General features: G+C 49.6%; 16 protein-coding genes. 12 read left to right on the top strand and 4 right to left on the bottom strand.

The annotated features are described in order from the left end of the window. The first annotated feature begins 204 nt into the window (after positions 1 to 204). Entirely contained in the window at positions 205 to 1,428 is a 1,224-nt protein-coding gene (locus FCL45_RS10040) for an OmpP1/FadL family transporter (RefSeq protein WP_136796297.1), read from the top strand. A gap of 82 nt (positions 1,429 to 1,510) precedes the next feature. On the opposite strand, the gene FCL45_RS10045 is transcribed toward FCL45_RS10040, so the two are convergent. Next, positions 1,511 to 2,380: a radical SAM protein gene (locus tag FCL45_RS10045; protein ID WP_136796298.1), complete on the bottom strand. Its 870-nt coding sequence runs from the start codon at positions 2,378 to 2,380 to the stop codon at positions 1,511 to 1,513. Between the two features lie 164 nt (positions 2,381 to 2,544). On the opposite strand from FCL45_RS10045, the gene FCL45_RS10050 reads away from it, so the two are divergent. Both FCL45_RS10050 and FCL45_RS10055 read left to right on the top strand, forming a co-directional pair. Continuing rightward, the gene (locus FCL45_RS10050; RefSeq protein ID WP_136796299.1) at positions 2,545 to 4,578 is read left to right on the top strand and encodes an NADPH-dependent 2,4-dienoyl-CoA reductase; all 2,034 of its coding nucleotides are present in this window, start codon (positions 2,545 to 2,547) and stop codon (positions 4,576 to 4,578) included. Between the two features lie 89 nt (positions 4,579 to 4,667). After that, positions 4,668 to 5,282, top strand: a complete 615-nt coding sequence (locus tag FCL45_RS10055; RefSeq protein WP_136796300.1) for a fumarylacetoacetate hydrolase family protein — start codon at positions 4,668 to 4,670, stop codon at positions 5,280 to 5,282. Between the two features lie 22 nt (positions 5,283 to 5,304). On the opposite strand, the gene FCL45_RS10060 is transcribed toward FCL45_RS10055, so the two are convergent. Further along, positions 5,305 to 5,775, bottom strand: coding sequence for an HAD family hydrolase (locus FCL45_RS10060; RefSeq protein WP_136796301.1), 471 nt, complete (start codon positions 5,773 to 5,775; stop codon positions 5,305 to 5,307). A 216-nt stretch (positions 5,776 to 5,991) separates the two neighbouring features. On the opposite strand from FCL45_RS10060, the gene FCL45_RS10065 reads away from it, so the two are divergent. The 5 genes from FCL45_RS10065 to FCL45_RS10085 all read left to right on the top strand — a co-directional run bounded on the left by FCL45_RS10065 (position 5,992) and on the right by FCL45_RS10085 (position 10,396). Further along, the gene (locus FCL45_RS10065) at positions 5,992 to 6,261 is read left to right on the top strand and encodes a CopG family transcriptional regulator (protein WP_136796302.1); all 270 of its coding nucleotides are present in this window, start codon (positions 5,992 to 5,994) and stop codon (positions 6,259 to 6,261) included. A gap of 24 nt (positions 6,262 to 6,285) precedes the next feature. Next, positions 6,286 to 7,167 carry a metal ABC transporter solute-binding protein, Zn/Mn family gene (locus tag FCL45_RS10070; RefSeq protein ID WP_136796303.1) on the top strand — a complete coding sequence of 294 codons (882 nt, stop codon included), beginning with the start codon at positions 6,286 to 6,288 and terminating at the stop codon, positions 7,165 to 7,167. Next, positions 7,164 to 7,928: a metal ABC transporter ATP-binding protein gene (locus FCL45_RS10075; protein WP_136796304.1), complete on the top strand. Its 765-nt coding sequence runs from the start codon at positions 7,164 to 7,166 to the stop codon at positions 7,926 to 7,928. Before FCL45_RS10070 ends, FCL45_RS10075 begins: the two co-directional genes overlap by 4 nt. After that, complete coding sequence (locus FCL45_RS10080) at positions 7,921 to 8,772, top strand: metal ABC transporter permease (protein ID WP_136796305.1); 852 nt, start codon at positions 7,921 to 7,923, stop codon at positions 8,770 to 8,772. The genes FCL45_RS10075 and FCL45_RS10080 overlap by 8 nt, the downstream gene beginning before the upstream one ends. Positions 8,773 to 9,073: 301 nt before the next feature. After that, positions 9,074 to 10,396, top strand: coding sequence for an APC family permease (locus FCL45_RS10085; RefSeq protein ID WP_136796306.1), 1,323 nt, complete (start codon positions 9,074 to 9,076; stop codon positions 10,394 to 10,396). A 152-nt stretch (positions 10,397 to 10,548) separates the two neighbouring features. Here the strand turns inward: FCL45_RS10085 and FCL45_RS10090 are convergent, their stop codons facing one another. After that, positions 10,549 to 10,920: a hypothetical protein gene (locus FCL45_RS10090; RefSeq protein ID WP_167495693.1), complete on the bottom strand. Its 372-nt coding sequence runs from the start codon at positions 10,918 to 10,920 to the stop codon at positions 10,549 to 10,551. Between the two features lie 108 nt (positions 10,921 to 11,028). Between FCL45_RS10090 and FCL45_RS10095 the strand changes: the two genes are divergently transcribed. After that, on the top strand, positions 11,029 to 11,946 hold the full coding sequence (locus FCL45_RS10095; RefSeq protein ID WP_136796308.1) for a homocysteine S-methyltransferase family protein: 918 nt from the start codon (positions 11,029 to 11,031) through the stop codon (positions 11,944 to 11,946). A 24-nt stretch (positions 11,947 to 11,970) separates the two neighbouring features. On the opposite strand, the gene FCL45_RS10100 is transcribed toward FCL45_RS10095, so the two are convergent. After that, on the bottom strand, positions 11,971 to 14,238 hold the full coding sequence (locus FCL45_RS10100; protein ID WP_136796309.1) for a GAF domain-containing hybrid sensor histidine kinase/response regulator: 2,268 nt from the start codon (positions 14,236 to 14,238) through the stop codon (positions 11,971 to 11,973). Between the two features lie 345 nt (positions 14,239 to 14,583). Here FCL45_RS10100 and tdh point away from each other — a divergent pair, with 345 nt between their 5' ends. The 3 genes from tdh to FCL45_RS10115 all read left to right on the top strand — a co-directional run bounded on the left by tdh (position 14,584) and on the right by FCL45_RS10115 (position 17,712). Further along, entirely contained in the window at positions 14,584 to 15,621 is a 1,038-nt protein-coding gene (gene tdh, locus FCL45_RS10105; RefSeq protein WP_136796432.1) for an L-threonine 3-dehydrogenase, read from the top strand. Further along, positions 15,621 to 16,844, top strand: coding sequence for an aminotransferase class I/II-fold pyridoxal phosphate-dependent enzyme (locus tag FCL45_RS10110; RefSeq protein ID WP_136796310.1), 1,224 nt, complete (start codon positions 15,621 to 15,623; stop codon positions 16,842 to 16,844). The genes tdh and FCL45_RS10110 overlap by 1 nt, the downstream gene beginning before the upstream one ends. Before the next feature lie 337 nt (positions 16,845 to 17,181). Next, complete coding sequence (locus FCL45_RS10115) at positions 17,182 to 17,712, top strand: hypothetical protein (RefSeq protein WP_136796311.1); 531 nt, start codon at positions 17,182 to 17,184, stop codon at positions 17,710 to 17,712. Positions 17,713 to 17,767: the final 55 nt, after the last annotated feature.

Below are 17,767 nucleotides of genomic sequence, written 5' to 3' on the forward strand. Positions count from 1 at the left end.
TGATCGTGGTGCTTGTGTTGTGAAAAAGAATTCACCATTACGTAAACGTCATGTCATCCATTTGTTGTTCTGCTGGAAAGAGAGAGCTGGTAGGACGGAGATGTACCCGTAAAAAACACTTTGCTTCAGGTGGGCAGTTCGGCTGAAGCAGATTCAGGAGAGATGGGGCGCATCACACATCAATTGATAGAAGGGGAGATAAGCATGAAAAAAGTATTATCCGTAGTAGCATTGGCTTCGTTGTTTGGAGCCACATCCGTAATGGCATCCGGTTTCCGTATTCCGGAGCAGTCTGTTGATTCTACCGCTAAGGCTGGCGCCAACATCGCCTCCGCCGATAAGGCGGACGCCGCTTACTTCAATCCGGCGATCATGAACCTGATGGAGGACACCTGGCATGTGGAGGCTGATCTTTCCTATATTTATCTGAGTGAAATAGACTACGAAGGGACAGCGGGAGAAGCACCTTACCCGTTGCCAATTGATACCTCTTCTGAGAGGGAACACTTTTTTGTGCCCACCCTGTTTGTAGTTTCTCCAGACTACAACGGCTTCCGTTTCGGTTTCGCTTCAGTAGCGCCTTTTGGGTTGGCCAAGCGCTGGCGGGAAGACCCGTATGCTAAGGCTCTCTCAAGCAGGTTCTCTCTGCAGGTGATTGAACTCAACCCTACCGTTTCCTACGCTTTCAACGAGATGTTCTCCATTGCCGGTGGCGTTCGCATGACCTATAGCAAGGCGACGGTTATCAATGAAGGCTTTGCCGTGCCTCCAGGTAGCAGGTATCTGGATGGAGATACAGTGGATTGGGGCTATAACCTGGCGGCCAACTTCAAGCCCAACAAGGACTGGAATTTTGCTGTCACCTACCGTTCCAACATCGATCTCGATTTTGAGGACGGTGATACAGAGATAACCATTAATCCGGAGATTACTGAGGGTGATGTCACCGTTTCGACCCCGGGCGTTCTCTCCTTCTCTGCCGCCTATACCTACGACAAATGGACTTTTGACCTCACTGTCGATCAGACCCAGTGGTCCGAATATGAAAGCCTGGATTTTACTTATAATAACGCTACTGGGGATTCCTATTATGATAAATTCAACCTCTCAGTAAAGGATTGGGATGATACCTGGGCCATCAGGCTCGGCGTGGAGTATGAGCTGAATCCGCAGGTGACCCTGATGGGCGGCATCGCCTATGACGAGAACCCGGTACCGGAAGAGACCGCTAGCTTCGAGCTGCCCGATTCCGACGCCTGGCTTTTCTCGGCTGGTGCACGCTATGCCTACAGCGATAATATGGAGTTTGGTTTAGCCATTCTTTATGATTACAAGGAAGAGCGCACCTTCAGCAACGAGTCGGTTGATGGTGAATTCTCCAACGCCTCCGCCTTCCTCGTCACTGCTGGTCTGAGCTATAAGTTCTAAAGCAGCAAATTCCCAGAATGTAATAGATAAAAGCCCCCTGGCTGACAGCCAGGGGGCTTTTTCGTGTGGCAATGGTTTGAACTTACAAAGCCCGCATATATTCAGGCTTCAAGTTCACCTTTCCCGCCAGCGCCTTTTGAATCAACTCAAGCGTCTTTCTCTTGTCTTCAGGCAATTTCGCCTTAATCGGCAGATAATTTGAAGCATGGTTGGCATGGAAATAGCCGTTGGTGAGTTCAGTTGCCGCCAGCATGGAACCAAGTTCTTCCAGCATTCCATTGGCATCCGGCAGTTGCCACCTTCCTTGTTGCTGATCAGTGAAAAGTGGTGTGTTCGGGGTTAGCATCAGGCTCAAGGCCCCCACATATTCCGGGTCGATGGCAGACAAGACCCTGCCGGTCTCAGTGGCATGCTGCTGTGATCTTTCCGTGCCGCCTACTCCCAGCAGCACTGTGATCGAAAGCTTGATGCCAGCCGAACGAATCTTTCTGCCCATCTCAATCATTTTCGATGAATCGGCGCCTTTCTTGATTGCGGCCAGTGTTACATCATCTCCGGACTCAAGGCCCATATAACCGATACCAATTCCCAGTTGGTGTAACTCTTTCAGCTCATCAACACTCTTTCTTTGTATACTTTTGGTGTTGGCATAGACGCCGATCCGCTCAAGCCATGGAAGTTTTTTCCGCACTGTCTCCAGTATCTTCACCAGTCGTTTTTGTGGAATTATCAAGGCATCACCATCGCAAAGAAACAGTCGGTTTTGCCTGCGGCAATGTTTGGCGGCAAAATCAATATCAGCCATGATGGTGGCGTCGTCTTTGATGGAAAACCTGGTGCCCTTATACATTCCGCAAAAGGTACATTTGTTGTGGGAGCAACCGGTGGTGACCTGTAACAGAATCGAATGCGCCTCGCTGGGTGGCCGAAAGATATTACCCTGATAATCCATGGATCTCTCCTTGTCGTAAACGTCATGGTGTATTTCCTGTAAAGATATAGTATACTCACTCTTTCTTTCGCAAGAAGATTTAATTATTTTAGTACTATGTTGTTCGGGCACCTGAATTCAATCAAAGAAGGCTGCAAGCGCTTACCCGCAAAGGACGAAATGGTATGACATCAACACAATCCCCGTTCCCCCTCCTGTTTCAACCCCTGGACCTGGGTTTTACCCAACTGAAAAATCGCATACTGATGGGCTCGATGCATACCGGCCTGGAAGAAGAGAAGGGCGGATTCAGCCGAATGGCTGAATACTTTCGCCTGCGGGCCGCAGGTGGAGCCGGGCTGATCGTTACCGGCGGAGTAGCTCCCAACAGAGCCGGCTGGGTGGCGCCTTTTTCCCTGCGGCTGAGTAATAAGGATCAGGTTAAGGACCATAAGCGAGTGACCGAAGCGGTACATGGTGAAGATGGCAAGATCTGTATGCAGATCCTGCACTCCGGCCGATATGGGTATCATCCTTTCTGCGTGGCTCCTTCGAAACTGAAAGCACCAATAAATCGTTTCAGGCCCTGGGCTTTGAGTGCAAAGGGGATTCATTCGACCATAGCAGACTTTACCAAATGCGCTGTTTTGGCCAGAGACGCGGGCTATGACGGAGTTGAGGTGATGGGCTCTGAAGGGTATTTGATTAACCAGTTTATTGCCTCTAAAACAAATAAGCGTGATGATGACTGGGGTGGCTCGTTCACGAACCGTATTCGTTTCCCTCTTGAGATCATCCGTTCTATCCGAAAAGCAGCAGGGCCTGATTTTATCATCATTTACCGCCTCTCCATGCTCGATCTGGTCAAAGACGGCTCCAGTTGGGATGAGGTGGTTCAGTTGGCCAAAGAAGTGGAGGCAGCCGGTGCGACCATCATCAATACCGGCATCGGCTGGCATGAGGCGCGGGTGCCGACCATCGCCACCATGGTGCCACGGGCTGGATTTGCCTGGGTCACCAAAAGGTTGATGGGTAAAGTCGGAATTCCTCTCATTACCACCAACCGTATCAACATGCCCCAGGTGGCTGAATCGCTGCTGACCGATGGTTGCGCTGATATGATCAGTATGGCCAGACCATTCCTGGCAGACCCGGATTGGCCAAACAAGGCCGCTGAAGGCAGAGAGCAGGAGATCAACACCTGTATCGGCTGTAATCAGGCCTGTCTGGACCACATTTTCCAACAAAAAACAGCTACCTGCCTGGTGAATCCGAGGGCTTGCCGGGAAACGGAAAAGGTCTTTCAACCCGCAACGGTCAAAAAGCGGGTGGCTGTGGTTGGTGGTGGCCCTGCCGGAATGGCCTGTGCGACCACTGCGGCAGCCCGTGGTCACGAGGTTGTGCTTTTTGAGGCGGGTGAAAAGCTGGGCGGCCAGTTTCTTCTGGCCAGAAATATCCCAGGCAAAGATGAGTTTGCCGAAACCCTTCGATATTTTCATAACCAGCTTGAGCTACATGGGGTTGACGTGAAGTTGGGCTATCGGGCGGAGCTGTCTGATCTTGAGGGTTTTGATGAGGTTGTGATGGCCTCGGGTGTGGTTCCCAGAAAAGTTGATATCCCCGGTTGCAATCTGGACCATGTTGTTGCCTATAATGATGTCCTCTCCGGCAAGGCTGAGATAGGTTCGAGAGTAGCAATTATCGGAGCTGGCGGCATTGGCTTTGATATGGCTGGATTTCTCTTGCAGCATGAACGGGCAGGCGATGAAAAAAGTCAGGTGGAAGAGTTCATGTCGGAATGGGGGGTGGATATGGATTACGGCCAGCGGGGAGGGCTGGGGATAGCGGTGGTTCCAGCTCCGGCGCGGCAGATTCACCTGCTCCAGAGAAAGAAAACCAAGCCGGGAGCGACCCTTGGCAAAACCACGGGTTGGATTCATCGTCTGGAGTTGAAAAAGAACGGTGTCAAATTCTGGAACGGTGTGGACTATCTCAGCGTTGATGAAAACGGTTTGTGGATCAGCCATAATGACGAGGACCGTTTCCTAGCCGTGGATAATATCGTGGTGTGCGCCGGCCAGGTCCCGGAGCTGAGCCTGGCACGGGAGTTGGATGGTGCGGACATAAAGTATCATATCATAGGTGGTGCCTTAAAGGCGGCTGAGCTGGATGCGCAACGGGCTATTACGCAAGGGACTGAGGTGGCCGATAAACTGTAGGATGGTAGGAGATAGGCGTGAGGCGTGAGGCGTGAGGTGTGAGAGGTGAGGCGCGAGGAGTGAGAGCTGAGGGAGTAGGAGAAGGAACAATGGTGAAGGTGAAAATGACTGAAGGTGAAATTGCTCCGGCAAAAATTGTCTGTGTTGGCCGGAACTATGTGGCCCATATTGAAGAGTTAGGTAATGAGGTTGCCGAAGAGATGGTGGTGTTCTGTAAACCCAATTCTTCTATAGCCCCGGTTTTGTGTTCATCCCATGCTGGTCAGCAACTGCATTATGAAACGGAAATCTGCTATATGGTACAGGGCGGCCAGTTTGCGGCGGTTGCCTGCGGCCTTGATTTGACCAAGCGCGAGCTGCAAAGTGGTTTGAAAAAGAAGGGATTACCCTGGGAGCGGGCCAAGGCATTTGACGGTTCAGCCCTGTTCAGCCCCTTTGTACCGATACCGGACGGTGAGTCCGAGCTTACCTTAGAGCTGTATGTAAATGGGGAACTGCGCCAGCACGGCACTACCTCGATGATGATCTATTCCCCCCGGATTATTCTCCAGGAGATTTGTTCATTCATGACCCTGGATGACGGCGATATTGTTATGACCGGCACTCCGGCAGGTGTTGGCCAGGTGCTTTCAGGCGACCAGTTTAAAGCACGCCTGCTGGCAGGAGAAAAGCTGCTTACAGAGGCAAGTTGGAAAGCGGTTTGAGGCTCCTGTCAAATCTGAATCGTTAATTTCTCAGGGTAGCCCGCAGCCTGTCGGGTACGAGCAGCAGGTCCAAGGCATCAAGTATGGACGTGGTTACCAGATCCGCAGCTTGCACTACACCCGAGGCTGCCCCTTCCTGCTGAATTATGCAGATGCCGAGGCTGGCAGCTTTCAGCATCTGCACATCATTTCTGCCATTACCAGCGGCTACAACAAACTGGGTACCAAGTTCTTCGACAAACCGCCGCTTCGCGGCAACCTGATCCTGTAAACCTATGACATGCACGGCTATATCGGTGGCGCGTAATTTTTCCCTGACCGTACCGTGGGTGTCGGCGGTCAGGACATGAATTGTCAGGCTTCTGCGCAATTGTTCCAGGCGCTGGACTACTCCGGGCAGCAATTCACCATCAATCGCGATTGAGCCGTTATAATCCAAAACAAGATGGGTCAACGTCAAAGGGGCAGAGCCGGGTATATCAATGGTCAGCATAAGGCAAAGTACTCTCGTTGTGAATGTGCAAAATGTTACACTGATTTGAGCGGGCTAATAATCTCTTACCGTTGTCAGCCTTACCTCTGGTTACCTTTTCAGTCAAGAATAAGTTCAGGAATTGATAACGATAATTTCTCTTAAAATGCTACAGCTTCCTTGACCGGATCATGATCAGGTATTACATGGTAATACATACGAGAAAGGAGGTGTATTATGAAAAAAGAACGGGTCTTTACCTTTAAGGCGGATGAAGAGCTTGCGGAAATACTCGACCGGATTCCCAATAAATCGGAATTCATCAGAAGGGCAATTGAAATGGCAATGGAAAATCGATGTCCCTTGTGCAACGGCACCGGCTCTCTGACACCTGCGCAACATAATCATATGAAGCATTTTATGGCGGTGCACTCCCTTAAGCGTTGTGATGAGTGTGATGCGGTACACTTCGTGTGCGGTAAAGGGGAAGAAAAAGGATTGCACTGATCTGCAAAAAAAGAGGGTTGAGCGATGATGAGATTTTTAGAAAAGCAAATAGCTTTTGTGGCTTTTGGCATAGCGCTGGTCTTCCCGTCTGCCGGCTGGGCCATTGATGTCTTTGTCACTGTCCCACCGCAGAAATGGGTGGTGGAGAATATCCTTGGCAATGGGGGAACAGTCAATGTTCTGGTGAAGAATGGTCAAGACCCTCATACCTTTGAGCCGACGCCAAAGCAGATAATGGCCCTTTCCAGGGCGAAAATCTGGTTTACCATGAACATGCCTTTCGAGAACAGGCTGCGGAACAAAGTCGGCCAGGTTGCTCCTGATCTGCGCATAGTCGATATGATCGGGGATATTGAGAAACATTCCATCCATGATGCTCATGGTCATGACGATCATGACCATGAGGCCAAGGATCCCCATGTCTGGTTGTCGCCGGTCAACCTGGAGGTCATGGCGGCGACGACAGCAGCCGTTTTAAGTGAAGAAGATGCAGAAAACATGCAGCAATATAACCAGAATCTGCAAGCAGTGCAGAAAAGCCTGACAGAACTGCATGCCCGGATCGGGCAGCAATTGGCCCCATATGCAGGCTCTTCGTTCTATGTTTTTCACCCTTCCTTTGGTTATTTCGCAGAGGAGTACGGTTTGCAGCAGAAAGCTGTTGAAGCAGGCGGGAAGTCTCCGGGGCCGCGGCAGATTGCAGCGCTGGTGGCAAAGGCCAGGGAAGATCGGGTCAAGGTGATTTTCGTGCAGCCTCAGTTTGATCAGAAAAGTGGTGAGACCATCGCCAGGGCAATCGATGGAGAGGTCGTCTCTCTGGATGCCCTGGCAGAGGATGTGCCCGCCAACCTCGCTGTGATGGCCGATAGCATTGAGCAGGCATTGAGTGACAGGGGGATAAAGTGACAGAGGGTAGCAGTCCGGCCATAGAAATTGAAGGGGTCGATTTTGGTTACGAGAACAGGCAGATTCTGATCGATGTCAATTTGCAGATCGATGTCAAAGATTCGATCTGTATAGTGGGCCCTAATGGTGGAGGCAAGACCACCCTGGTAAAGCTGATGATTGGCTTACTGGCCCCCGATCGTGGCCGGATCACTATCTTCGGCAAGAAGGTCGAGGAGGGGAATCGGCTGATCGGCTATGTGCCCCAGTATGCAGAGTATGATAAGCAGTTCCCCATCTCGGTGAAAGAAGTGGTCTGTATGGGCAGGCTGGGCAATTCCTTTATGAACCGATACTCGAAGGCTGACTGGGAAAAAACAATGGAGGCATTGCGGGAAGTCCGGTTAGAGGACTATGCGGATCGATCATTTGCGGCTCTTTCGGGAGGGCAGCGTCAGAGGGTGCTTATTGCCCGTGCCCTTGCAGCGGGTGGCAAAATCATTATTCTCGATGAGCCCACCGCGAATATTGACCAGGAGGCAGAATCGCATCTCTTTGAGTTACTTGAAGGTTTAAATACCAGAATGACAATTTTGATGGTTACTCACGATGTCGGTTTTGCATCGAAATTTTTTAAGCGTATCGCCTGTGTCAACAAGAGGGTGGTTATTCACCCGACCAGTGAGCTGACCGGGGAACTGATAAAGGATATGTATGGGGGCGACTTACGCATGATCCGTCATGATCACACCTGCAGCGAGGAGGGACACCTGCATGAGTGAGTTCCTCGCTGCTCTTATGGACCCGAATCTGCCTTTTATCCGGTATGCTTTCATTACAGGCATTCTTGCCTCCGTTCCTTTTGGCATCATAGGCACATTCGTGGTTGTGCGACGAATCAGTTATATTGCCGGGGCAATTTCTCACTGTATTCTGGGCGGGATAGGTATTGGCCTGTATCTGCAGAATGCGGTAGGCGTTGGCTGGTTTACGCCGCTTTATGGGGCGGTAATTGTGGCATTATTGGCAGCGGTGGTGCTCTCTTTAGTGAGCATGTTTGCCAAACAGAGGGAAGACAGTGTAATAGGCGCGCTCTGGGCCGCAGGCATGGGAATTGGTCTGCTGTTTCTGGCAAAGACACCGGGCTACGTGGACCCGATGAGCTATCTGTTCGGTAACATTCTGCTGATAACCAGAACTGATATCTTTCTCGTGCTGGCACTGGACGTGCTGGTGGTGGGCGTCGTAGCGCTCTTTTATAATGTCTTTCTGGCGATCTGCTTCGATGATGAGTTCGCCGGGTTACGTGGCATCCATACCCATTGGTTTTATTTAGTATTACTTTGCCTTACAGCACTGACCATTGTGCTTCTGGTTCGGGTGGTCGGGATTGTGATGGTGATTGCCTTGCTCACGCTGCCGGCGGCCATAGCCGGTAATTTTGCATCAAGTATCAAACAGATGATGATACTATCCGTGTTGCTCTGCGGTGTTTTTATCCTCTCCGGGTTGAGTACCAGCTACACCTTGGATTTACCCAGTGGGCCGGTAATTATTGTGATTGCTGCGGGAGTTTATCTCACGGTGGTGGTGGGCACAAAACTGTTTGCCCGGCGCCGTGCCTAACCTTTTTCCATCTAAAGTAACTCTTGTGCGCCCCTCCCTTTGCCTGGTCGATACAATTCAACTGAATCGGCCAGGCCTTCTTCTCCTTATGAGCATATGTGCTCATTTCTAATTTTTTTCGTTTCGAGCCTATATTATCTGAAGATAGTTCAAAAAACAGCTGACAAAATTGTATTTATGACGGTTTCGGTAGAATTATAGCTCGGCTTTTGCGGAAAAATGAGTTATGCAGACTGCTGCTTGATCAAATGCTAAGAGTAGTAATTGTATTGTGAGGACCTTGCAGAAATAGGAGCAACAAATGGAAGGATTGCAAAAGAAGTATGGTTTCTGGACCGCTACCGCCATGGTTATTGGTATCGTTATAGGTTCAGGTGTATTTTTCAAGGCTGATGATGTTCTGAAGGCAGCCAACGGCAGTTTGCCGATTGCACTGCTGGCATGGCTCATCGGTGGTTGCATCATGGTGGTGACCGCATATGTTTTTGCCAGAATTGCCACTCGAATTCAAAAGGTTAATGGCCTGGTCGATTATTTCGAAGAGGCATACGGCTGGCGTGCAGGCTATCTTGTTGCCTGGTTTATGACCTTTATCTACTATCCGACACTGGTTGCCGTTCTCGCCTGGGTTTCCGCAAACTATACAAGTGGATTGCTTGGCCTTGATGGTGCGGTCTGGTTGATTGCCGCCATTTATATGGTGTTCTTCTTTCTGCTGAATATACTTTCGCCTGTGCTTGCCGGTAAATGGCAGGTATCTGCAACCGTTATAAAACTGATTCCACTTTTTCTGGTGGCAGTGGTTGGTATCTGCAGCGGTATTACAACCGGACAGACCTTTTCCAGTTTTACCGTCTCCGCCCAGAGTGTCTCAAACGGTGGCGGTCTGGCAGTGGCAACTCTTGCCACAGCGTTTGCTTATGAGGGCTGGATTATCGCGACCACCATTAACGCGGAACTGAAAGATGCCAAAAAGACTTTACCAAGGGCTCTTTTCCTCGGTTCGATCGCGGTAGTGATCATTTACATGCTCTACTATCTTGGTATTTCCGGTGTACTGTCAAATGAAGAAGTGATCCAGGCTGGCAATAATGCCCCTGTAGAAGTTATTTCCATGATTTTTGGACGCCTGGGCGGAACCCTGCTCACAGTGTTCGTAATCATTTCCTGTCTCGGAACCCTTAATGGTCTTATTATGGGCTCTTCCCGCGGGATGTTCTCTATCGCTTCGCGTGGACTGGGACCAAAGGCGAAATTCTTCGCAGCCATCAATCACAGCTATAACAGTACGGTAAACTCTGCCATGGTCGGCTTTGTGCTATCCGCCTTCTGGCTCATGGTATGGTACGGCAACTTTGCAGGCTGGTTTGGTGCCTTTATGGATATCTCCGAGCTGCCCATTGCCTTCCTCTATGTGATCTATCTTTCCCTGTATCTCTGGGTAATGAAGACATTTACGGATCTGGGCCCTGTCAGCAGGTTTGTAGCACCATTTCTGGCAGGAGCCGGTTCACTCTATATCATCTGGGGTGCAATCCAGAAGGATATGTTCATTCATTTCCTTATCCTCGCTCTGGCTATTGTTGCCGCCGGTATCCCGTTTATGAGGGTAAAGAAAGACTGATACAGAGAAGGTGGTTGAGTTGACCGGTATAAAGGCAATTCAATAGTTGCTCTTGAAAAGATTAAGGCTGTATCCGTTAAAGGCGGATATAGCCTTTTTTATTGTGAAAAATTTAAGGAATAACTAGTCCTCTTTTGGAGAGGTGATACTTCTCACCCCTGTCTCCTTACTTGGCTAACAGTTTTGGCACGTTTAAGCTTTTGGCCAATCCAGAATGACCAGAGGAGCAGTAACAGGTGAATACCTGTCCAGCCACCAACCAGAACCGAGTAGCTGTTAAGACCTTTCATCAGATAAATGGTCACTGTCCAATAGATTTCAGCCGCGACAAACATGAAAAAGCTGAACAGGCCCCACCACGTACCATGCAGTTCGTATGTAATCCAGCAACTCCAGAAATGGAGCAGCAGACCAAATGCCGCTGATATGGTAAGGATCAGCTTGATAGTTGAGTGTAGATAAAGTTCCGGGGGCGGAGCCGGTTTCGGTGGGATGACTTTTTTCTTTCGTTTCTTCTTTGCCATTTATGAATACTATACGGTAATATTTTTATTTTCGTACGTGAATACGCGCTACTTTACTGTAAATAGTCAATAAAAGGCAACCCTCTCCTGAAAGGACGATAGAAAATTATGGACTTTACCGCCACCTTGGAAAAATGCCGGGTAATGCTCACTGAAGGGGCTGTTGCAGAGCGATTGCGGCGCCGAAAAGATATTGAGCTGCACCCAACCTTGTTCAATACCCCCCTTGTCAACAACGACTATGGCAGGCAGTGTATGCGAGAGATATACCGTCAGTATCGTGAGATTGCGCGCAGGGCCCAGGTACCGTCGTTACTGTGTGCACCGACCTGGCGGGTCAATATCGAACGGCTTGAGGCTGCCGGGCAGTCAACAGAGCTGAACAGGGATGCGGTCTTCTTCATGCAGCAATTGAAGGATGAATGGCAGGATGAGACGTCGCCGCTCTTTGTCGGTGGATTGATTGGACCACGAAACGATTGCTATAAGCCGGATGAGGCACTTTCAATCGAGGAAGCTGAACAGTTTCACAGCTGGCAATTGCATAAACTTGCAGCGGCGGGGGTGGATGTTGTCATTTGCCAGACATTTCCAGCTGTATCAGAGGCAATCGGTGTGATCAGGGCCTGCGCTTCGATTGGTGTTCCATGTATCATGAGCTGTGTCATCAACCGTCGCGGGCTGGTGCTCGACCAGACCGACCTGGCAGAAGCTGTTCGAATTATGGACGAAGCTTCAGGCAACAGTCCGTTGGGGTATATGGTAAACTGCGTGCACCCGACTTTTGTGCTGCCGGAGAAACAACCACCAGAACTTTTCAGGAGACTGATCGGTATCCAGGCCAATGCCTCTTCCCTGGACCATGAGGACCTGGATGGCTCGGCAGTACTGATGCAGAGTGATATGCAGGAGTGGGGGGAGCTGATGCTCGAGCTGAACACAACCTACGGCATGAAAATTCTTGGCGGTTGCTGTGGAACCGATGAGAAGTATCTGGGCTATATCAGTTCCAGGATAAAGAGCTGAAATGTCAAGTTCCAATAGTGTTGGTCAAGCGACGAGCGGCACTGTTTTCTTGCGTAAAGGCAGCAGGATCGATTCAATCTCGTAATAAAATCTATCGGGCTTGATGGGTTTGGAGATGTAGCCGTCCATTCCCGCTTCCAGGCAGCGTTTCCGGTCACCTTTTACTGCATATGCAGTCATGGCAATTACCGGGACATGGTTTCCGGAAATCCGTTCCAACTCACGTATACAGCGCGTCGCCTGGAAACCGTCCATTCTCGGCATCTGAATATCCATAAGGATCAGGTCAAAGTCCTTTTTATGATCCCGGATCATCTCCACTGCTTCCTGACCATCTTTCGCAGAAGTTACCTGCCAACCGGCACGTTCAAGTACTGTGGTGGCAACGGTGCGGTTGATGGGTTCGTCCTCGGCCAGCAGTACCTTAAGGGAATCCCTCAGTTTCGGATCGGTGCTGGATGTTTGGTTATGGGGGATAAGGCTTAAGACAGGTGAGGCCGGCAGCCTGAATTCCGCGGAGAAGTGAAATGTCGTTTCGCGGCCCGGTGTACTCGCTACCTGGATTGTACCACCCATCTTCTCGACTAATTCTGCGACAATGACCAAGCCGAGCCCTGTGCCGCGCTTATTGCAGTCCAGTCTTGTGCCGACCTGGCTGAATGGGCGAAAAACATGATTGAGTTTGTCAGAGGGGATTCCCACACCGGTATCCCGAACCTTGAATTGAAGTTCGAGTTGCTGAGAGCCCGGAGTATGTTTTTGCGTTCTCGCCACGGAGAGCAATACCTGGCCATAGTCCGTGAATTTAATGCTGTTGCTGATGAGGTTGGTGATAACCTGGCAGAGCCGGGTTGCATCCCCGATCACTATCTTTGGTATGGTCTCGTCCCAGGTGAAATCCAGATGCACGTGTTTTTTCTCGATCCCGATTTTCAGAAGCTCGAGGGTCTCAGTAATTTCTTTATGGATATCGAATGGGAAGGTGACGAGATCGAGCTTACCTGCTTCTATTTTGGAAAAGTCCAGAATGTCGTTTATTAGTGAAAGCAGACGGTTAGCAGAAGTCTTAACCATGCCAAGATATGTTCGAACATCGTTTTCGAGTGGTTTGTCCAGGGCAATTTCAGTCATGCCGATAATACCGTTCATGGGAGTTCGGATTTCATGACTCATAGTTGCCAGAAAGGCACTCTTTTTCTGTTCTGCCTGTTCCGCTTTCTCTTTTGCTTTATGTAGCTGCTTTATCTGTTGTTTGCGGGCGAGGGCGTCACCGATATAACGGGCAACAAAGGACATGAAACGCATGTCGTGACCAGAATAAACGATGTCTGTAAAGCATCGTAATATCAAAGCACCTGAGATGTTCCCTCGTCGGAACGGTACCCCAAGCCAGGAGACCGGCCGGGGGCCGGTGAGGTGGAGGCCATGGGTATCGATGAGTTCTTCAATGTTCTCCGGGGTGATGAGGAGCGGATCCGGATGGGAAAAGAGAAGGGAGTATAATTCTTTTTGGCCCGGATCATATTCCACACGTTGGCAGCTGTGATAGGGGAATTGTGTGTCGGAAACGTACGGGAACGAGTAGTAGAGTTTCCCGTCCTTTTCGTACCAGGTCATAATGCTGAAATTCACTGCATGAACAAGTGTGCTTATAGTGCTATGGATTTGTTGATAGAGTTGTGGGAGTGAATTGAAATTATGGGATTGCTCACTGATCTGAAAAAGTACAGAACGAATTTGTTCGGAGCGTTCGAGTGCCTGCATGGAGAATTTCAGCTGTCTGATGGTGTCCATGCTTTTTAAGCGTGAACCGATGACGGAGCAGAGTGTCATAAGTCCGGTGAGCTGTTCGGCGCTGAAGGTGCAGGCTTCGGCGGAGCCGATGTAGAGTGTTCCTACGATGGTGTTCTGGTCAAAAATAGGAGTAACTATATGGGTTGAGTTGCCTGTTTGTCGCAACCATTCGGGTTGCTCTTCAGCCTGAATGATGGTCGGACTTCGTGTGGAAAACGGCTCTAGGAAACGTTCCTCGTCGAGGGCAATTGAAGAGGGGATACGCGAGCGGAGTGTCGTTGCAGCATTGGCTGGTGGTTTCAGATCTCTCGTGCTGTTCTCCGAGATAAGATAAAGCTGGATTGCAAAGTTACCGATTTTAGGGAAAATCCTTTTGTGCAGAAAGTTGTGCAAGCGGACTGGTGTGTCAGCTGTGCGTTGGCCGATGGTCAATTCCTGAATGAGTTCCAGGAAAGTGGCTGAGGCAATAGGAGCTGCAGCGAAAAGGTGTCTGGGCATAATTACCTGTTGTCATGATTACGTGGGAATTGTTGCTGGTTACGTCATTGTATTATCGATAAAAATTAGCACGACAGACCAATCATATCAAAAATAGAGATGAGGTTGAAGGGTAAGTGGAAAAAAGGATGTTAAAAAAAATCGGGCGACTATCTGATGTGCCATTTCTACTCGGCTCTGAGTTACCGAGAGAAAAGTAATTGATGCAATATCCAGTCAAACTCTTGGCATCGGTGAGTGGTAGGAGATATATTTTTTGGTAACTGCTGTGATACACTTCATTCGAGTGCAGGTTGCGCAAATTCTAAGAGCTATACAACTTGATGGGGAGTACTGATGAAAACTATGAAAGCCCTGGTCAAGGCAAAAAAAGAACCAGGATTGTGGTTGCAGGATCTTCCGCTGCCCGACCCGGGGAAAAGTGATGTGCTCATTCGTATTGAACGGACCGCAATTTGTGGCACCGATGTTCATATCTACAATTGGGATGCCTGGGCACAAAAGACGATTCCTGTACCCATGGCCATCGGGCATGAGTTTGTCGGCAGAGTTGCCTCGGTTGGAGAAAATGTCAAAGATTTCAAGCCAGGTGATCTGGTTTCGGGAGAAGGGCATCTGGTCTGCGGGCATTGCCGGAATTGTCTGGCTGGCAGAAGGCATCTCTGCCCCAACACAAGTGGTGTCGGTGTCAACAGGACAGGTGCGTATGCTGAATATCTCTGTATCCCGCAAACTAATGTATGGTACTGCGACTCTGCCATTCCTCTCGATATTCTGACCTGCTTTGATCCTCTGGGCAACGCAGTGCATACCGCGCTGTCTTTTGATGTGCTAGGGGAGGATGTGCTTATAACCGGAGCGGGGCCCATAGGCTGCATGGCTGCCGCTGTCGCACGACATGCCGGGGCACGGCATGTCGTGGTAACTGATATCAACCCCTATCGACTGGAACTTGCCAAAAAAGCGGGGGCGACCCTCGTGGTCAATGCGGCTGACACCGACCTGAGGGATGTACAGAATGCCCTGGGCATGAAAGAGGGATTTGATGTGGCCATGGAGATGTCAGGCAGTCCGGCGGCCCTGAACTCAATCCTTGAGAATATGTGTCATGGCGGCAAGATCGCCATGCTGGGCATTATACCTGAGAATACCGAAGTAAACTGGAATACAGTGGTCTTCAATGGTCTGACGATCAAAGGAATTTACGGGCGTGAGATGTTTGAAACCTGGTATAAAATGACAGCCATGATCCAGAGCGGTCTGGATATTTCCGAACTGATCACCCACCGTTTTCGCTATACTGAATTTGAAGAGGCGTTTGCCGTTATGCGCTCGGGCAATTCCGGTAAGGTTGTGCTGAGCTGGGGAGAGGAGAAAGAATAATGTCCATGGAAAAACTTGACGCAGCCCTTGTAGCTGAATTGAAATCCCTGGAAGAAGAAGGCAGGGCAAAGCCGCCGGAGAGGGTGATTACCGGTTATATCCCCCCTAAAGACGAGCGTGGTCCCAGATATACCCTTGCGGGTGTTGATGGCGAATTTATCCGTCTGAATTCCAACTCCTATCTATCTCTTTCCAATCACTCCGCGCTTATTTCCGCCGCCGATGAGGCGACTCACGCCTGTGGGGTGGGGCCCGGGGCAGTGCGCTTTATAGATGGCACGTTCAGTTATCATAAAAAGCTGGAAGAACGAATTGCCGCGTTTGTCGATAAGCCTGCGGCCAAGATCTTTAATTCTGCCTATACTTCAAACTGTGGTCTGGCTCTGACCATAGGTAACAGGAAAACCCATTGGATTGGTGATCAGCTTAATCATAATTCCATTATCCGTGGCATGCGGATTTCCGGGGTGCCGAGTAATCACAAGGGAATTTTTGCCCATAATGACATGGGTGACCTGCGTCGCTGTTTTGGCGAAGTGGCAGATGACATCGAACGGGTTGTGGTAATTTTTGACGGTATCTTCTCCATGCGCGGAGATTTTGCTCCCATCGACAGGATTATTGAGATATGCAAAGAGAATGAAAATCGTTTTCGTGACGGTATAATCACAGTGGTCGATGATTCCCACGGTATTGGTGCCTACGGCGATACCGGCAGAGGAACACCGGAGCACGCTGGCGCTGTGCCTGACATTATTATCGGAACTTTTGGCAAGGCTTTCGGGGTGAATGGCGGCTTTATCGCGGCCAGCGAGATGGTTGTGGAAGCCGTGCGCCAGAAGGCGGACACCTATATTTATACAAACCCGTTAAGCGTTGCTGATTGTGCAGCTGCCACCAAAGCCCTGGATATTTGTGACAGTGAAGAGGGGCTTGAGCTGTTAGCCAATCTGAAAAACAGGACGACACAGTTCAGGGAGGGGCTCGCCGATTTGGGTCTGGAGTCTATTCCCGGCCCCCATCCGGTGGTGCCGCTGATGGTACGTGATACAACCAAAACGCGCCGGATGGTGGAGCATCTCTGCAACAAAGGAGTATTGGTTGTCGGCTTGACCTTTCCTGTCGTCCCCCGGGGAGATGAGTCGATTCGCTTTCAGATCAATGCTGCTCATACCAGGAGTGATATCGAGTATGTACTTGCCTGTCTTGCGGAAAAAAACTGATCTCCGCAGTTCATTTCACAAATTCGATATGGCACCATTTATTATGTAAAAAAAGATGGAGATGGTGCCAGCCCGATCGAATTTCTCATAAGTTCGCATTTTCGCCCTACCATCCCGATTTTTCCCAAAAGATCTTGTTCTGCAAGTAGTAATTATTCAAGGGGCTTCGTTTTATTTCCTATATATTTAGGTGTTTATGCCTATTTACAGCTGCGATTTATACAGGCTAATTAATACAGCAAGGAACTTTGGAATGAGCCGCTGTGTCTGGTAGTGGCAAAAAACAGGCATAAATAGTTGGCCATGAGACATCCCTCGTACACAACAAGGAGATTTGATGAAGCGACTGACTTTTGTACTGCTGTTGGTTCTCGGAGCAGTATTGACAGGCTGTGCACAGAAGCTGCCTGTCAACACCGGTAATGATGTAGGGGTTCTCGCTATTCCGATGATGGGGCAAAAGAGTGGCAGGGGAGAGTTCATTTTCAGTTATGAGCTTACCCATTCGATGAACCATGAGATTGCTATCAGGATAACTCCTGGCGCAGGTGAAAAATTTGTTTTTTCTGAGGCTCTGCCAGCGGGTAGTTACACTTTCGACACTGTGACCATGTATGCGAAGCCAACAATAACCACGCTATCCTCTGTGAATAAGCTCTCCCGAAAATTGGATCCTCCTGTTCGTATCCAGATAGAGGCAGGGAAAGTAGTTCTTCTGCCTTCACGGTTACGGGTCTCTATTAAACCGGGAGATGCCGAGGAATTCTATCAGGTTACCAGTTGGGAAGAAATGGATGAAGAAACCATTGTTACTATGAAAAAAAGATTGGAGTCAATGGAGAACGCCGATGGTTGGCAGATACAATAGTACTCCTATAATGTTTTGGGATCTTAACTATATACGATAACCGTACCGTTCATTA

The organism is Desulfosediminicola ganghwensis, assembly GCF_005116675.2.
In the GTDB taxonomy this organism is placed as follows: domain Bacteria; phylum Desulfobacterota; class Desulfobulbia; order Desulfobulbales; family Desulfocapsaceae; genus Desulfopila; species Desulfopila ganghwensis.

Excerpts from the sequence above, each read along its gene's own strand:
- FCL45_RS10070 (WP_136796303.1), top strand. The coding sequence starts at position 6,286 with ATGATGAGATTTTTAGAAAAGCAAATAGCTTTTGTGGCTTTTGGCATA.
- tdh (WP_136796432.1), top strand. The coding sequence starts at position 14,584 with ATGAAAGCCCTGGTCAAGGCAAAAAAAGAACCAGGATTGTGGTTGCAG.
- FCL45_RS10060 (WP_136796301.1), bottom strand. The coding sequence starts at position 5,775 with ATGCTGACCATTGATATACCCGGCTCTGCCCCTTTGACGTTGACCCAT.
- FCL45_RS10045 (WP_136796298.1), bottom strand. The coding sequence starts at position 2,380 with ATGGATTATCAGGGTAATATCTTTCGGCCACCCAGCGAGGCGCATTCG.
- FCL45_RS10055 (WP_136796300.1), top strand. The coding sequence starts at position 4,668 with ATGGTGAAGGTGAAAATGACTGAAGGTGAAATTGCTCCGGCAAAAATT.
- FCL45_RS10080 (WP_136796305.1), top strand. The coding sequence starts at position 7,921 with ATGAGTGAGTTCCTCGCTGCTCTTATGGACCCGAATCTGCCTTTTATC.
- FCL45_RS10110 (WP_136796310.1), top strand. The coding sequence starts at position 15,621 with ATGTCCATGGAAAAACTTGACGCAGCCCTTGTAGCTGAATTGAAATCC.
- FCL45_RS10085 (WP_136796306.1), top strand. The coding sequence starts at position 9,074 with ATGGAAGGATTGCAAAAGAAGTATGGTTTCTGGACCGCTACCGCCATG.
- FCL45_RS10040 (WP_136796297.1), top strand. The coding sequence starts at position 205 with ATGAAAAAAGTATTATCCGTAGTAGCATTGGCTTCGTTGTTTGGAGCC.
- FCL45_RS10090 (WP_167495693.1), bottom strand. The coding sequence starts at position 10,920 with ATGGCAAAGAAGAAACGAAAGAAAAAAGTCATCCCACCGAAACCGGCT.
- FCL45_RS10115 (WP_136796311.1), top strand. The coding sequence starts at position 17,182 with ATGAAGCGACTGACTTTTGTACTGCTGTTGGTTCTCGGAGCAGTATTG.
- FCL45_RS10065 (WP_136796302.1), top strand. The coding sequence starts at position 5,992 with ATGAAAAAAGAACGGGTCTTTACCTTTAAGGCGGATGAAGAGCTTGCG.
- FCL45_RS10095 (WP_136796308.1), top strand. The coding sequence starts at position 11,029 with ATGGACTTTACCGCCACCTTGGAAAAATGCCGGGTAATGCTCACTGAA.
- FCL45_RS10050 (WP_136796299.1), top strand. The coding sequence starts at position 2,545 with ATGACATCAACACAATCCCCGTTCCCCCTCCTGTTTCAACCCCTGGAC.
- FCL45_RS10100 (WP_136796309.1), bottom strand. The coding sequence starts at position 14,238 with ATGCCCAGACACCTTTTCGCTGCAGCTCCTATTGCCTCAGCCACTTTC.